This is a genomic window from Methylobacterium sp. 092160098-2 (assembly GCF_028920805.1).
Classification (GTDB): domain Bacteria; phylum Pseudomonadota; class Alphaproteobacteria; order Rhizobiales; family Beijerinckiaceae; genus Methylobacterium; species Methylobacterium fujisawaense.
In genome coordinates this window covers 270495-285095 of sequence record NZ_JAQPZJ010000003.1, presented here as the reverse complement: position 1 = coordinate 285095, position 14601 = coordinate 270495, and the positions used below count along the sequence as shown (strand labels likewise).

Here is a 14601-nt window from a genome sequence, read left to right as displayed (position 1 = left end):
ACGTTGCACAACGATGGGTTAAGGCTTTCCCGTGACCGGCCTGTTCGACCTCCGCAGGCCGCCGGAACAGACCGGGACGATCGACGTTGACGGCGGAGATAAATCTTGACCGTGGTCAGGGAGCCGCAGCCCATGAGCGATGCCGCGATCGAGGCCCGCCGCCTCACGTTGATCCGCTTCGAGCACGCGGCCGGCGCCGCCTTCGGCTGCGACGACGACGCGGCCGGCGTGCCGCCCGGCCGGGCGCTCATGAATTCCACCACGATCGCGCTGGCGACCTTCGCGACGGCGCTCGCGGCAACCATCACCTACCTCGTCTGAACCGGGCGGCCGGACCCGGAAACCGGGACGTGCATCCCGTTCTCCGCGTCGGTCTGCCCCTGTCCCCCACCGCTGCCGGGAGAGCAGCGCAGGACCGCGTGCCCGCCCTGGACACGGACCGGCGCGGCTGACGCGCCTTGCACCCGGCGAGCGGGTGAAGGCCGCCTGGACCTGTCTGCGTCAGCCGGCGCCCGTCTTCTTGGCCGCGGTCTTCTTGGCGGCGGGCTTCTTCGCTGCCGTCTTCTTGGCCGCCGGCTTGGCGCCGCTCGCCGCGCGCGTCGCGGTCTTCCGGACAGCGCCCCGTTTCGCCGGCTTGCCGCCGCCCGAGGCACGCTTGGCGTTGACCAGGGCGATCCCCTCGTCGAGCGTCAGCGCCTCGGCGCTCATGGTCTTCGGCAGCGTGGCGTTCACCTCGCCGTCGGTGACGTAGGGGCCGTACTTGCCGGCCTTCACCACGAGGTCGCGCCCGCTCGCCGCGTCCGTGCCGAGCGGGCGGCCGGGATCGGCAGCCGGACGGCCGCGGCCGCCGCCCTGCTCCTTGGCGACGATCAGGTCGATGGCGCGGTTGCCGCCGATCTCCAGCACGTCGTCGTCCTTGCCGAGATTGGCGTAGGTCTTCCCATGCTGCACGTAGGGCCCGAACCGGCCGAGATTGGCCAGGATCGGCTCGCCGGTCTCGGGGTGGCGCGCCACCTCGCGGGGCAGCGCCAGCAGCGCCAGCGCCTTCTGCAGGTCGACCGCCGAGGGACTCAGCCCCTTCGGCAGGGAGGAACGCTTCGGCTTCTCCGCCCCCTTCTCGGTGGAGGCCTCACCGAGCTGCAGGAACGGCCCGAATCGGCCGTCGCGCAGCGTCACCGGCAGACCGGTGGCGGGATCGTCGCCCAGCACCCGGACGCCCGGCTGGCCGCCCTCGGCCGAGGAGCCGTCCCCCTCGCCCTCGACGCCCGAGGCTGAGAGCTGGCGGGTGTACTTGCACTCGGGATAGTTCGAGCAGCCGATGAAGGCGCCGAACTTGCCGAGCTTCAGCGACAATTGTCCGGTCCCGCAGACCGTGCAGGTGCGCGGGTTCGAGCCGTCGCCCTTGTCGGGGAAGATGTGCGGCCCGAGGAGGCCGTTCAGCGCCTCCAGCACGTCGGTGACGCGCAGCTCCTTGGTCTCGCCGATCGCCGCGGAGAAATCGCGCCAGAAGTCGCGCAGCACCGCCCGCCAGTCGATCTCGGCATTGGAGACGCGGTCGAGCTGCTCCTCGAGGTCGGCGGTGAAATCGTACTCGACGTAGCGCCGGAAGAAGCTCTCCAGGAAGCCCGTGACGAGCCGCCCCTTGTCCTCCGGCTGCAGCCGCTTCTTCTCGATCTTGACGTATTCGCGGTCGCGCAGCGTCTGGAGCACCGCCGCGTAGGTCGACGGGCGGCCGATGCCGAGTTCCTCCATGCGCTTCACGAGGCTCGCCTCGGAATAGCGCGGCGGCGGCTCGGTGAAGTGCTGGGTCGAGCTGATCCGCTCGCGGGTGAGCGGGTCGCCGGCCTTCATGGGCGGCAGGCGGCGGCTCTCCTCGTCCTCCTCGTCGTCCTTGCCCTCCTGGTAGAGGGTCAGGAAGCCGTCGAACTTCACCACCTGGCCGGTGGCGCGCAGGTCGATCTGGCGGGGGCCGACCTTCGCCGTGACGTCCACGGTAGTCCGCTCCAGCTCGGCCGATTCCATCTGGCTCGCCATGGTGCGGGTCCAGATGAGATCGTAGAGCCGGGCCTGCTCGGGCTCGAGGTGGCGCGCGACCATCTTGGGCAGGCGGCTCATGTCGGTGGGACGCACCGCCTCGTGGGCCTCCTGGGCGTTCTTGGCCTTGACGCTGTACTTGCGCGGCACGTCGGGCACGTAGCGGTCGCCGAATTCCTTGCCGATGACCCGGCGGGCGTCCTGGATCGCCTCGGGCGCCATATCGACGCCGTCGGTCCGCATGTAGGTGATGATGCCGACGGTCTCGCCGCCGATATCGACGCCCTCGTAGAGACGCTGGGCGACCCGCATGGTCTGGGCCGGCGCCATCCCGAGTTTGCGCGAGGCCTCCTGCTGCAGGGTCGAGGTGGTGAAGGGCGGCTGCGGGTGGCGCTTGGCGGGCTTCGCCTCGACGCTCGCCACCTGGAAGGTCGCGAGTTCGAGGTCGCGCTTGAAGGCGGCGGCCTCGTCGCCGGTGCCGACGTCGAGGCGCTGGATGCGCTTGCCGTCGGCGCCGACGAGGCGGGCCTCGAAGGTCGCGCCGTCGGCGGTCGTCAGCGTGGCGATAAGCGTCCAGTACTCGCGCGGCTTGAACCGCTCGATCTCCATCTCGCGCTCGACGACGAGGCGCAGCGCCACGGACTGCACGCGCCCCGCCGAACGGGCGCCCGGGAGCTTGCGCCACAGGACCGGGGAGAGGTTGAAGCCGACGAGGTAGTCCAGCGCCCGGCGCGCCAGATAGGCGTCGACCAGGGCCTGGTCGATTTCCCGGGGCTTGCGCATCGCCGCCTCAACCGAGGCCTTGGTGATGGCGTTGAAGGTGACGCGTTCGACCGGGATGCCCTTGAGCGCCTTGCGGGCGGTCAAGGCCTCCAGCACGTGCCAGGAGATCGCCTCGCCCTCGCGATCCGGGTCGGTGGCCAGAATCAGCTTGTCGGCGCCCTTGACCGCCTTGGCGATCTCGGAGACCCGGCTCGCCCCGCGGTCGGCCAGTTCCCAGACCATGTGGAAATCCTGCTCGGGATCCACGGAGCCGTCCTTGGCCGGCAGGTCGCGGATGTGCCCGAACGAGGCGATCACTTCATAGTCGCGGCCGAGATACTTATTGATCGTCTTGGCTTTGGCCGGCGACTCGACGACGACGACTTTCATTCAGACCTCTGCCCCTGACGGGACCTGAGCGCGACGGACGAATTCTGATCGTAATTCGCGTGGGACATATGCCCGCCGTCGGGCCGGGGCCGCGCGCCGGGGACAAGTGGGTCACGGGCGGCGGGATGTCAAATGGCGGGCTGAGCCGCCGGTGTGGGGTCGAGCCGCTCCGTCGCGCATGCCCCGGCTGGCGCGGCGCTGAAACTCAAATCCCCGCGTACCATTCGTAGCCGCGGTCCTCCCAGTAGCCACCGCCGCCCTGGCCGATGCCGTTGAGCGATTCCACCATCTCGACGCGCATCACGTACTTGGCCTGCTTGTAGCCGAGCTGGCGCTCGACCCGCAGGCGCAGGGGCGCGCCGTTGGAGACGGGCAGCGGCTTGCCGTTGAGGTCGTAGGCCAGGATCGTCTGCGGGTTGAAGGCGTCGTAGAGGTCGATGCTCTCGTAGTAGCGGATCGGCGTACGCTTATCCTCGGGCTCCGCGGCCGGGCTGCCCTGGCCCCAATCGTCCTTGGGCGCGTCGGTGGCGGTGGGCGCACCGCCCCAATCCTCGGCGGCGGCGAGCTGGATGTAGGCGTCGCGCACCGCGCCCGGATGCCCGGGGCGCCCCAGGAAGGCGCCGTCGCCGCCTTCGAGGCCGCCGCCGGCATATTCCAGCGTGTCGGCGCAGTGGAACACCGCGTAGCGCGCCTGCGGCTTCAGCCCGGCCCGCTTCAGCACCTCGGCGAGCGGCACGCCGGCCCATTGCCCGATGCAGCTCCAGCCCTCCACGCAATCGTGACGGGTGATCTGGGTCCGCGACGGCAGGGCGCGCAGGTCCGCGAGGCTCAGCGACAGCGGCGTCTGGACGAGCCCGTCGACCGTGAGTTTGAACTCGGCGAACTTCTTGGCCGCGAGGGCCCGGTAGGCGCGGTCCGGCGGGTCGATGGTGCCGTTCGGCTTGAACCAGGGCGAGATCATCGCGGCCGGGAATTCCCGGGCCAGGGTTGTCGGCGACATCAGCAGGCGCTGGACGTACTGGTTGGCGTCCTCGCCGACCTGGAGGGTCTGCCGGCCCGCATCGGATCCGGCGAATCTGTCGCAGCCGCCGAGCAGGGCGGTGCCCATCAGGCCGGCGCCGGCGGTGAGGAGCTTGCGGCGGTGGAGGATCATCGGGCACCTTCCCGGTCACGGCCGAGGCTGAACCAGCCGGTGATCATGCCGCGCATGTTGTTGACGAGGCCGGAGACCAGCACCAGCAGCACGTGGACCACCACGAACAGCACGATGAGCCCGGCGGCGATGAAGTGGACGCTGCGCGCCGATTGCCGGCCCCCGAACAGCTCGGTGAGCCAGGGCCAGGCGGCATCCATCCCGGGCGACATGGCGAGTCCCGCGAGCACCATCGCAGGTAAAAGGCCCAGCACCAGGACGAGATAGGTGAGCTTCTGGATGACGTTGTAGCGCTTGGCCTCCGTGCCCTCGGGGAAGCGCAGGAGCAGGTGTTCCTTCACGGAAGCCCCGAAGTGGCGGATCTGGTCCCCGTCCGGAATCAGGCGACGGCGGAGCTGGCCGCTGAACAGGCCGTAGGTGAGATAGACGGCGCCGTTGATCACCAGCAGCCACGCGAACAGGAAGTGCCAGCGGCGGCCCGTGGCGAGGTCCTGGTTGGCCGGTAGGGTCGCCCAGGACGGGAAGGCCCGCTCCACCTCCGTGCCGCCCTCACGCGACAGGCCGAGAACGCCCGTGGTGTCGAAGGTCCGCGTGCCGACCGTCACCACCCCGCGGCTCTTGCCGTCGCGGCCCTGATCGCTCGTGATGGCGAGCGCCGGGTCGTCGAAGGTCGAGACCGCGCCCCAGTAGAGTGCGGGGTGGGCGTTGAAGATCTGGAGGCCGCTCATCAGCAGCACGAGCAGCACCGCGGCGTTGATCCAGTGCGCCAGACGGATCACCAGCGGATGGCGGTAGAACCACCGGCGCCCCTGCCGGTCGACGGTCTCGGGGGCTTGGAGAGCAGGGGAGGCGGCCAAGAATCGGGTCCCGGTTGGGCGTCGCTGGGCCGGGGATCGTCCGAACCCCGACCGTTCGGGCCAATACGTGGCGCGAGGAGCACCGGTTACCATCGGGCGGAAAAAAGGCCGCAGGGCCCGTCCGGCTTCCCCGGCGCGGCCGCGGGCTGCAGGGCCTGCGGGGGCTCCAGGCACGGGGCCGAGGGCGGAGCGCGGCCTGTCCCCTTTCCGAGCGGACGGGCCAGCCGGGAGCTCACGCCGAGCCAGCCCCTGTGCGCCGGAGGACGCGTCCCGGCCTGAACCGCGATGGATGCGCGCGATGGATGCATCGGACAGCCTTGCCGGGACGGCGCGCCGCACCTACACCCGGGCCTCATCATGACGACGCCCGCGCCCCCGGCCTTCCCGCACCGGCACCTCCTCGGCATCGAGGGTCTGACCCGGCCCGACATCGAAGGGCTGCTCGACGCCGCCGAATCCGCCGTCGACCTCTCGCGGCAGGTGGAGAAGAAGCGCACGACCCTGCGGGGCCGCACGCAGATCAACCTGTTCTTCGAGCCCTCGACGCGGACGCAATCCTCCTTCGAACTCGCCGGCAAGCGGCTCGGCGCCGACGTGATGAACATGTCGGTCGCCTCGTCCTCGGTGAAGAAGGGCGAGACCCTGATCGACACCGCGGCGACGCTGAACGCCATGCGGCCCGACATCATCGTGGTCCGCCACGAATCGGCCGGCGCCGTGCACCTGCTCGCCCGGAAGGTCGATTGCGCGGTGGTCAACGCGGGCGACGGCGCCCACGAGCACCCGACCCAGGCGCTCCTCGACGCGCTCACCATCCGCCGCAACAAGGGCCGGATCGAGGGCCTGCAGGTGGCGATCTGCGGCGACGTCCTGCACTCGCGGGTGGCGCGCTCCAACATCATCCTGCTCCAGGCCATGGGTGCCCGGGTCCGCCTGATCGCGCCCTCGACGCTGCTGCCCGCCGGCATCGAGCGCTTCGGCGTCGAGACCTTCACGGACATGCGCAAGGGTCTCGTCGGCTGCGACATCGTGATGATGCTGCGTCTCCAGCGGGAGCGCATGAACGGTTCGTTCGTGCCCTCCGTGAAGGAGTATTTCCGCTATTTCGGCCTCGACGCCGAGAAGCTGGCGCTCGCCAAGCCCGATGCCCTGGTGATGCATCCGGGCCCGATGAACCGCGGCGTCGAGATCGCCTCGGACGTCGCCGACGGGGCGCAGTCGCTGATCCGCGAGCAGGTGGAGATGGGCGTCGCCGTGCGCATGGCGGTGCTGGAAGCGCTCGCCCGGCATCTCCCGAACGGCTGAGCCCCGGACAAAGCCCATCCGCCTTCACCCGCGCCGCTTGCTCGCAGGGCGGTCGTGGCGCAGTTTCCTGCCGAAATCCGGCCCGGATCCGTATAAGGGGCCGGCGCAACATGCAGATCGCTTCATGACCGCCTACACGCTCGCCGACCTCGCCGCCCTCGTGGCGAGCCGCGCCGGGACCGATCCGGCCACCTCCTACACGGCCAAGCTCCTGTCCGAGGGCCCCGCCAAGGCGGCCAAGAAGCTCGGGGAGGAGGCGGTCGAGGCGGCGATCGCGGCCGTGCAGGGCGACAAGACCGGCCTGAGGAACGAGGCCGCCGACGTGCTCTACCACCTCGTCGTGCTGCTCCGGGCCGGCGGCGTGGAGCTCGAGGCGGTGATGGCCGAGCTGGAGCGCCGGACGGCCCAGAGCGGCATCGCCGAGAAGGCCGCGAGGCGCCACGCGTGAACGCGGCCGCGCTGCCGGGCTCGGTCGAGGCGATCCTCGACGCGTCGGACCGGCTCTCGCCCTATCGCCGCTTCAGCCGGGAGGAATGGGCGCAGCTGCGCGCCGACACGCCGCTCACCCTCAACCAGGAGGATCTGGAGCGGCTGCAATCGATCAACGATCCGATCTCGGTCGAGGAGGTGGTGGCGATCTACCTGCCGCTATCGCGCCTGCTGGCCCTCTACGTCGCGGCGACGCAGGGGCTGTTCAAGGCGACGCAGCGCTTCCTGATGGCCGAGCGCGAGACCAAGGCGCCCTACATCATCGGGCTCGCCGGATCGGTGGCGGTGGGCAAGTCCACCACGGCCCGCATCCTGACCGCCCTGCTGGCGCGCTGGCCCAACACGCCGAAGGTCGACCTCGTCACCACCGACGGGTTCCTGCTGCCCAACGCCGAACTCGCCGCCAACGGCCTGATGGAGCGCAAGGGCTTTCCCGAAAGCTACGACACCGCCGCGCTGCTGCGCTTCCTCCACGACGTGAAGGCCGGCCACAAGCGCGTGACCGCGCCGCTCTACTCGCACCTCGTCTACGACCGGGTGCCCGGAGAGGAGCGGGTGGTGGAGAGCCCCGACATCCTGATCGTCGAGGGCCTGAACGTGCTCCAGCCCGCCCGCCTGCCGCGGGACGGCACCGCGATCCCGTTCGTGTCCGACTTCTTCGACTTCTCGATCTATCTCGACGGCCACGAGGACGACCTGCACCGCTGGTACGTCACCCGCTTCATGAAGCTGCGCCAGACCGCCTTCCGCGACCCACGCTCCTACTTCCGAAAATACGCCGAGATCCCGGAAACCGAGGCGCTCGACATCGCCGACCGGCTCTGGACCACGATCAACCTGCCGAACCTGCGCGAGAACATCGTGCCCACGCGGCAGCGGGCGAGCCTGATCCTCACCAAGGGCGCGAGCCACCGGATCGAGAGCGTGGCGCTGCGGCGGCTGTAGGTCGGTCCAACCCTCCAGCTGATCCTGAGGTGACCGCGAAGCGGGCCTCGAAGGAGGTCTTCCGGGCCCACAGAGCCCTCTGGATGAGGGGAGGCCTGAAGCGACCGCCTCACGCGAACGGAAAGTCCGCCTCCGCCACATACGGCCCACCCCCGGTCGAGTCCCGCGCCGAGAACAGCGTCACCCGGTCAACCGCGAAGGCCAGCGGCGCGAAGACCGGCGCCTGCGACAGGTACATCGCCGTCGCCTCCGGCGTGGCGTCGCGGCGCAGCCGGGCCAGGGTGACATGCGGGGTGAACTTCCGCCGTTCCGGCTCGACCCCGGCGCGGCGCACCAGCCGCTCCTGCTCGGCCTGGAGATCCGTCAGCGCCGGATCGGCCACCACCGCCGCGTAGAGCGCCCGCGGCCTGTCGCCGCCGAAGATGCCGAGGCCGTCGAGGGTCACCGTCAGGGGCGGGCGCGCCCGCATCTCGGCCAGCGCCTCCACGACATCGTCGGCGACGGTGGCCTCGACATCCCCGAGGAAGCGCAGGGTGACGTGAAAGTCGCCGGGCTCGATCCAGCGGGCGCCGGGCAGCCCGCCCTGGTAGCCCTTGAGGGCGTCGGCGACCGCCGGCGGCACGGCGAGCCCTGTGAACAGGCGCGGCATCAGCGGACCGGCGCCTGGCGGATCCGGTCCAGGAACGAATCGACCGTCGGCAGCATGCGGGCCGCGATCGTCTCGACGCCCTGCCGGTTCGGGTGGATCATGTCATCGAGGTGCTGCGCCCGGTCGCCCACGATCCCGTCGAGGAAGAACGGGTAGAGGGTCAGCCCGTAGCGCTTGGCGAGGGCCGGAAAGATCGCGTCGAACCGCGCCTTGTAGTCCGGCCCGAGATTGGGCGCGGCCTGCATGCCGGCCAGCAGAACCGGGATGCCCCGGGCCTTCAGCCGCTCGATGATCGCCGACAGCGCCCCCTCGGTCACCTTCGGGTCGGTGCCGCGGAGCATGTCGTTGGCGCCGAGTTCGAGGATCACGCCCGCGGTCCCGTCGGGCACCGACCAGTCGACCCGGTCGAGGCCACCGGTGGCGGTGTCGCCGGAGACGCCGGCATTGGACACGGTCACGTCCTCGCCCTTGGCCTTGAGCAGCCGCTCCAGGACGGTGGGGAAGGCGGCATCGGCGGGCAGCCGGTAACCGGCGGTCAGGCTGTCGCCCAGGGCGACGAGCTTGACCGGGCCGTTCGGGGCGGCCTGCGGTGCCGTCATGAAAGGGACCATGAGGACGGCTAGCGCTGCGGCAAACAGGGCCGTGCGCCGGAACACAGCGCCGTCGTCATGGCGCGGCCCCAATGCGGATCCCATATCGCGGTGCCCCCGCGGCCCGTGCAGCCAAGTTCGCAGCCAACCGAGGACCTCGCGCGCCATGCTCGTCATCGCCCACAGATCGGCTCGCCCGTGAGCCAAGGCAAGGTGCTGCGCGATCCGGCGATCGCGCTGTCGAACATCGATCTCAGCCTCGGCCGCGGCGCCGCCCGGGTCCACATCCTCCGCGGCATCTCGCTCACCGTCGACCGCGGCGAGGCGGTGGGGCTCGTCGGCCCGTCCGGCTCCGGCAAGTCGACGCTTCTGATGGTCATGGCCGGGCTGGAGCGGCCCGATTCCGGCGGCGTGGTCATCGAGGAGACCGATCTCGTCCGCCTCGACGAGGACGCGCTCGCCCGCTTCCGGGGCCGGCGCATCGGCATCGTGTTCCAGGCCTTCCACCTCGTGCCGACCATGACGGCGCTGGAGAACGTGGCGCTGCCGCTGGAACTCGCCGACCGGCCCGGCGCCCACGAGCGGGCCCGCGCCGAGCTGGAGGCGGTGGGCCTCGGGCACCGGCTGCACCATTACCCGGCGCAGCTCTCGGGGGGCGAGCAGCAGCGCGTCGCCATCGCCCGGGCGGTCGCCCCCGACCCGGCGATCCTCGTGGCCGACGAGCCCACCGGCAACCTCGACGAGGCCACCGGCCGGCAGATCGTCGATCTCCTGTTCCGGCTGAAGCGCGACCGCGGCGCGACCCTGGTGCTCGTCACCCACGACAACGGCCTCGCCCGCCTGTGCGACCGCACGGTGCGCCTGCGCTCGGGCCGGATCGAGGAAGCGGTGACCGCCTGATGCACGGCACGATCACCCGACCGGACCCCGGCCCCCGCCGCCTCCCGCTCATCCTGCGGCTGGCGCTCCGCGAACTGCGCGCCGGCCTCACGGGCTTCGCGGTGTTCCTCGCCTGCATCGCGCTGGGCGTCGCGGCGATCGCGGGCGTGGCGTCGATCTCGCGCTCGCTCTCGGACGGGCTCGGCCGGGAGGGGCGGCGGATCCTCGGCGGCGACCTCGCCTACAACCTGATCAACCGCGAGGCCACCGACGCCGAGCGGCAGGCCCTGGCGCGGGAAGGCCGGCTCGATAGCGTCGCCTCCCTGCGGGCCATGGCGGTGGCGGAGAGCGGCGACGCGGCCCTCGTCGAGCTGAAGGCCGTCGACCCGGCCACCTACCCGGCGGCGGGCGACCTCGCCACCGACCCGCCGGGCCGCCTCGCCGACCGGCTGGCCGAACGGGACGGGGTGCCGGGGGCGCTCGCCGACCCGGCCCTGCTCACGCGCCTCGACGTCAAGGTCGGGGACCGGATCGCGCTGGCTGGGCACAAGGTGGCGATCCGCGGGACCATCGTGTCCGAGCCCGACAAGATCGCCGGCGGCATCGGCTTCGGGCCGCGGCTGATGATCTCCGAGCCGACGCTGCGCGCCACCGGTCTCGTCCAGCCCGGCAGCCTCAACCGCTGGAGCTACCGGATCCTCCTGCCGCCGGGCACGCCGGATGCCGATCTCGACGCCGCGCAGGCCCGGATCCGTGCCGCGACGCCGGAGGCGGGCTGGGAGGTCCGCTCGCGCAGCAACGCCGACCCGCGCTTCGCCAAGAGCATCGAGCGCTTCACGCAGTTCCTGACCCTGGTCGGGCTCACCGCGCTGATCGTCGGCGGCGTCGGCGTCGGCAATGCCGTCCACGCCTTCGTGGAGCGCAAGCGGGCCTCGATCGCGACCCTCAAGAGCGTCGGCGCGCCCGGCTCGCAGGTGGTCGCTCTGTACCTGACGCAGGTGATGCTGATCGCCGGGATCGGCACCCTGATCGGGCTGGCGATCGGCGCGAGCCTGCCCTTCCTCCTCGACGCGCTGTTCTCCGCCGACCTGCCGCTGCCCCTGAACCCGACGCTCGCCCCGGGCGAACTCGCGCTCGCGGCCGCCTACGGGCTCCTCACCGCCTTCGCCTTCGCGATCACCCCGCTCGGCCGCGCCCACGACGTGCCGGTCTCCGGCCTGTTCCGCGACACCGTCGATCCCGCACGGGTGAGGCCGCGCTGGCGCTACCGGATCTGGTTGGGCCTGAGCCTCGCGGCGCTGGTCGGCCTGTCGGTGGTCACCGCCTTCGACCGGCGCGTGGCGCTGATCTTCATCGCGGCGGCCGCCATCGCCTTCGGCCTGCTGCACGGGGTGGCCCTCGGCCTGATGGCGCTCGCCCGCCGCCTGCCGCATCCAAGCTGGCCCGCGCCCCGGATGGCGCTCGCCAACCTCCACCGGCCGGGGGCCCTGACGCCCGCCATCGTCCTGTCGCTGGGCCTCGGCGTGACGCTCCTCGTGACGCTCAGCCTGATCGACGCCAATGTCCGCCGGACGATCAGCGCGACCCTGCCGGCCCGCGCGCCGAACCTCTTCTTCCTGGACATCCCCTCGCGGGACGCCGCCCAGTTCCGCGAGTTCCTGGCGCGCGCCGCCCCGAACGGGAAGATCGAGGACGTGCCGATGATGCGCGGCCGGATCGTCGCCCTGAACGGCGTGCCGGCCAGCAAGATCCGGCCCCCGGAGGACGCCGCCTGGGTGCTCGACGGCGACCGGGGCATCACCTACGCCGACACGGTGCCGGAGGGCTCGAGCCTCACCGAAGGCGCGTGGTGGAGCGCCGAGCAGGGCGCCAAGCCGCTGGTCTCCTTCGAGGCCGACCTCGCCCGCCAGCTCGGCCTCAAGCTCGGCGACACCGTGACGGTGAACGTGCTCGGCCGCGACCTCACCGCGACGATCTTCAACCTGCGCCGGGTGGAGTGGCGCAATCTCGGCATCAACTTCGTGATGGTGTTCTCGCCGGGGACCTTCCGCGGCGCGCCGCATTCCGACCTCGCCACGCTGACGCTGCCGGGCGGCACCGACGCGGCCGCCGAGAACCACATCCTGCGCGACGTCGCCAAGACCTTCCCGTCGGTGAGCGCCGTGCGGGTCAAGGACGCGCTGGACGCGATCGGCGACCTCGTCGGCCGGCTGGTCCTGGCGATCCGCGGGGCGAGCGCCGTGGCGGTCCTGGCGAGCCTGTTCGTGCTGGCCGGCGCCATCGCGGCCGGGCACCGGGCGCGGCTCTACGACGCCGTCGTGCTCAAGGTGCTGGGCGCGCGCCGGTCGCGGCTGCTCGCCGCCTACGCCCTCGAATACGCCGCCCTGGGCCTCGCCACGGCCCTGTTCGGCCTCATGGCCGGAACGCTCGCAGGGTGGGTGATCGTCGCCAAGGTCATGCACCTCGACTTCCGCCTCGACCTGTCGGGCGCGCTGGTGGCGGCGACGGCCGCCGTCGCGCTGGCGATTCTCCTCGGGCTCGCCGGCACCTGGCGGATCCTGGGGCAGAAGCCGGCGCCGTATCTGCGGCAGATCTGAGGAGCGCCTCCCGGTCCCGGGAGGACCGCCCGGGCGCTCAGACCCGACGGGCCGCCGTCAGCGCCAGAATGTCCACCAGGGCCGTCGCACGACGGGCACCTCGCGATAGCCGCTTCCCGAAAAGCCGTGCTGGAACGCCCCGGGCGCACTCTCCGCGACGTCCGCAGGCCGGGGGAACGGTTTGGAGCCGCCGAGCAGGAGGTTCTCGACCAGGAAATCGAGACACCGCGCCTGATACTCGGCTCCGTGCGTCGCGAGCATCGGCTCCGCGCACAGGGCCGACACGACGCGGTATGTCTCGCCGTGCCGCTCAAATCCGACCCGGTAGACGCCGAGGCCGGTCCAGCTCCGGTGAAAGCAGAGATCGAGTCCGTCGAGATAGATGAACCACTTGTCTTCCATCACCTCCGGACGCAGCCCCTTCGCCAGCTCCGCGAATTGGGCGGGGTCGAAGGCCGCGCGATAGGGGATCGGGGACATCGCCGCGAAGGGCAGGCGCTTCCAATCGTCCGGCTTCGCCGTCGCCCGCATCGCCATGTTTCCGGGGTCTCCAGCCTTTGCCGCCGGCAGCGTCAGCCCTCGGCAGGTTCCGAGCCGACCATCCCCACTACCGCTTCGCCGAAGCGTCGGCGCGCCGCCGGATCGAGCTGGCGGAGATGGACCTTCACCAGAGCCAGGAGCCGCTCCGTCTCCCAATCGATCGCCGGCCGCGTGGCAGGGCCGCACCGATCCGGCTGGTAGAACGCCTCGATCGGAAGATCGAGGGACTGCGCGATTCGAATGAGGGCTTGGGACGACGCAGTGTCCGCTTTCGCGCCGGCAATCATGCGCAGACGTTCGAGCCCGTTCTCATCCATGACCGACCCTCGAACATCTCCAGGAAGGCGCAAATCGACCCACAGCACCGCGGAGTGCCCGACCGCAACTTTATCCGCAAGTGAACTCTTTGTCATTTGTGTGATATATTGGTACGGAGAAAGACGTTCGGGCTCCGGCCGACCAGAGGACCAACCGTCATGGGCATTACCGTCATCGATGGCTACGGGGAGGATACGGAGCGTCTCCGTGCCGCCCTCGAAGCCTCGTGCGTCGTGGGTGCCTGGGAATGGGACCATGTCGGCGGCCGTGTCGTCTACGATGAGGGCGCGGCCATGTTGCTGACCGGCACCCCCGACCTCGCCAATCGCCCGATCAGCGGACCGATGGCACTGGCCGCGGTGCATCCGCAGGACATGACCTGGCTGATGGACCACATGCTCCGGGCCGTCCGGTCCGGTGGACTGGTGCTGGCCGAGTACCGCGTCTTCAAGACGGACGGCTCGGTGCGATGGCTCCTCAGCCGCGGACGGACGCATCGGGACGCGGCCGGCCAGCCGGTCCGCTCGCACGGGATCCTGATGGACATCACGGAGATCCGGGACGGCGGCGATCGCTACGTCCTGGGCAGGCCTCCTTCGGGGGGCGCCCCGCTGGAGCGCGCGGCCGACCTGGCGATCGCGCTCAAGGAGACGCTCACCGACGATATGCCGGCTGAGGTGCAGGTCGCCGCCGAGCTGATGCTGCTGAGCCTGGGCCGCGCCTTCGCCCGCAGGGCCGCGCACTGAGCCCTGGACGTCCGGTCCGCCGGAACCCTGCGGACGGGCGGCGGCCGGCCCGCGGCGGACAAACCGGCGCGGGCGCCGCCGCGGGTGGCATCAGGAAACCGTTAAGACTGCTCGCACGGCTATCGAAACACCTGCATCCCGGCAACCGTCAGTCGAAAGACACGCTTTGCAACAGGAAATGCATTTTAATCCCTGCCCGGATGGACAAAAATACATCCTCCGGACACGGAAAACCCGGGCCGCAACCGTGGCCGGGGACTTGTGTCCAGGACGCGGGCGCAACATATTCCTGACCGAGGCGCCAGCCTGGCGCCAGAGGTCCTGCGTGGGCCTCGCCCGAACACCAC

At 70.9% G+C, this 14601-nt stretch carries 14 protein-coding genes; 7 read left to right on the top strand and 7 right to left on the bottom strand.

Translation table 11 applies throughout. From position 1 onward, the window contains the following. Positions 1–132: 132 nt before the first annotated feature. Positions 133–321: a hypothetical protein gene (locus PQI07_RS33600; protein WP_043349406.1), complete on the top strand. Its 189-nt coding sequence runs from the start codon at positions 133–135 to the stop codon at positions 319–321. Positions 322–501: 180 nt separating this feature from the next. Here PQI07_RS33600 and topA read toward each other — a convergent pair whose 3' ends face one another. The 3 genes from topA to PQI07_RS33585 all read right to left on the bottom strand — a co-directional run bounded on the left by topA (position 502) and on the right by PQI07_RS33585 (position 5196). After that, the gene (gene topA / locus PQI07_RS33595) at positions 502–3186 is read right to left on the bottom strand and encodes a type I DNA topoisomerase (protein WP_043387664.1); all 2685 of its coding nucleotides are present in this window, start codon (positions 3184–3186) and stop codon (positions 502–504) included. Positions 3187–3391: 205 nt separating this feature from the next. After that, complete coding sequence (locus PQI07_RS33590; RefSeq protein ID WP_274929028.1) at positions 3392–4339, bottom strand: molybdopterin-dependent oxidoreductase; 948 nt, start codon at positions 4337–4339, stop codon at positions 3392–3394. Next, positions 4336–5196 (bottom strand): cytochrome b/b6 domain-containing protein, encoded by an 861-nt coding sequence (locus PQI07_RS33585; protein WP_274929027.1) that lies wholly within the window; start codon positions 5194–5196, stop codon positions 4336–4338. Before PQI07_RS33585 ends, PQI07_RS33590 begins: the two co-directional genes overlap by 4 nt. 357 nt (positions 5197–5553) lie before the next feature. Here PQI07_RS33585 and PQI07_RS33580 point away from each other — a divergent pair, with 357 nt between their 5' ends. The 3 genes from PQI07_RS33580 to coaA all read left to right on the top strand — a co-directional run bounded on the left by PQI07_RS33580 (position 5554) and on the right by coaA (position 7935). Beyond that, a complete protein-coding gene (locus PQI07_RS33580; protein ID WP_043356791.1) occupies positions 5554–6501 on the top strand; it encodes an aspartate carbamoyltransferase catalytic subunit in 948 nt (315 codons plus the stop codon). A 124-nt stretch (positions 6502–6625) separates the two neighbouring features. Beyond that, positions 6626–6949 carry a phosphoribosyl-ATP diphosphatase gene (locus PQI07_RS33575; protein ID WP_043356782.1) on the top strand — a complete coding sequence of 108 codons (324 nt, stop codon included), beginning with the start codon at positions 6626–6628 and terminating at the stop codon, positions 6947–6949. Further along, on the top strand, positions 6946–7935 hold the full coding sequence (coaA, locus tag PQI07_RS33570) for a type I pantothenate kinase (protein WP_043356784.1): 990 nt from the start codon (positions 6946–6948) through the stop codon (positions 7933–7935). Before PQI07_RS33575 ends, coaA begins: the two co-directional genes overlap by 4 nt. Before the next feature lie 109 nt (positions 7936–8044). On the opposite strand, the gene thpR is transcribed toward coaA, so the two are convergent. Together thpR and PQI07_RS33560 are read right to left on the bottom strand one after the other, a co-directional pair. Then, positions 8045–8584, bottom strand: coding sequence for an RNA 2',3'-cyclic phosphodiesterase (thpR, locus tag PQI07_RS33565; protein ID WP_274929026.1), 540 nt, complete (start codon positions 8582–8584; stop codon positions 8045–8047). Next, positions 8584–9279 carry an arylesterase gene (locus tag PQI07_RS33560; protein WP_446721013.1) on the bottom strand — a complete coding sequence of 232 codons (696 nt, stop codon included), beginning with the start codon at positions 9277–9279 and terminating at the stop codon, positions 8584–8586. The genes thpR and PQI07_RS33560 overlap by 1 nt, the downstream gene beginning before the upstream one ends. A 93-nt stretch (positions 9280–9372) precedes the next feature. Here PQI07_RS33560 and PQI07_RS33555 point away from each other — a divergent pair, with 93 nt between their 5' ends. Next, a complete protein-coding gene (locus tag PQI07_RS33555) occupies positions 9373–10074 on the top strand; it encodes an ABC transporter ATP-binding protein (protein ID WP_374701379.1) in 702 nt (233 codons plus the stop codon). Beyond that, positions 10074–12650: an ABC transporter permease gene (locus PQI07_RS33550; RefSeq protein ID WP_179698381.1), complete on the top strand. Its 2577-nt coding sequence runs from the start codon at positions 10074–10076 to the stop codon at positions 12648–12650. Before PQI07_RS33555 ends, PQI07_RS33550 begins: the two co-directional genes overlap by 1 nt. 57 nt (positions 12651–12707) lie before the next feature. On the opposite strand, the gene PQI07_RS33545 is transcribed toward PQI07_RS33550, so the two are convergent. Together PQI07_RS33545 and PQI07_RS33540 are read right to left on the bottom strand one after the other, a co-directional pair. Next, positions 12708–13187, bottom strand: coding sequence for a hypothetical protein (locus PQI07_RS33545; RefSeq protein WP_274929025.1), 480 nt, complete (start codon positions 13185–13187; stop codon positions 12708–12710). Between the two features lie 35 nt (positions 13188–13222). After that, a complete protein-coding gene (locus PQI07_RS33540) occupies positions 13223–13555 on the bottom strand; it encodes a hypothetical protein (RefSeq protein ID WP_244447742.1) in 333 nt (110 codons plus the stop codon). A 111-nt stretch (positions 13556–13666) separates the two neighbouring features. Between PQI07_RS33540 and PQI07_RS33535 the strand changes: the two genes are divergently transcribed. Continuing rightward, positions 13667–14254, top strand: coding sequence for a PAS domain-containing protein (locus PQI07_RS33535; protein WP_043355306.1), 588 nt, complete (start codon positions 13667–13669; stop codon positions 14252–14254). Positions 14255–14601: the final 347 nt, after the last annotated feature.